1 protein-coding gene is annotated in these 597 nt (G+C 36.7%); it reads left to right on the plus strand.

What is annotated here, in order from left to right; translation table 11 throughout:
* On the plus strand, positions 1 to 597 hold a 597-nt coding region (locus tag I6F47_RS20480), incomplete at both ends, for a hypothetical protein (protein ID WP_442960289.1).

The raw sequence follows: 597 nt of genomic DNA on the forward strand, positions 1-597 counted from the left end.
GTTATGCTTGACCCTGAAAATCCGATTGATTTCCCTTTCAATATTCGTCCCGTTCTTCATAAACCTGATGTCTGGTCTAAACTTTCTCCCCAGGTTAAGAAAAACGAAATAGCTCTATGGAAAAAATATACTGATGCTGTCCAAGAAACAGAGCTTTGCAAAGAGTGGCAAAAGATTACAGGCGATAGCAAAATCGTAGATGTAAGGCCTATCGAGGGCGACCCCGCTCAAGGTTTTGTAGAAGTATTTAAATATGCACTTAAGTTTTCAGATTTAAAGCCTAAAGAAAATATAGAAGCTTATTCTTACCTTAAGGGAAAAAGGTTAACTGGTAGCTTTGGATGTTTTTGGGGTGTAAAAATCCCTGAAAAAATGACCGATGATCTTTTAGAGGATCTCCCTTACATAGAACTTTTCTATAAATACACTAAGGCGGGTTACTCTCTCCAGTCGGCCACTCCTAAGTCTGAAAAAAGTTACAGTAATCAAGATAAGGAAATTTTAAGTCGCATTGGCTCAGGTTCTTCACCTTTGCCTAAGATTAATAGTGTTTTTAATAATCATGGTTTTTTAAATTCTATAATTCAAACTGTAGCC

Origin of the sequence: Pseudoalteromonas sp. NZS37, from assembly GCF_015864265.1 — a bacterium.
GTDB classification, from domain to species: domain Bacteria; phylum Pseudomonadota; class Gammaproteobacteria; order Enterobacterales; family Alteromonadaceae; genus Pseudoalteromonas; species Pseudoalteromonas arctica.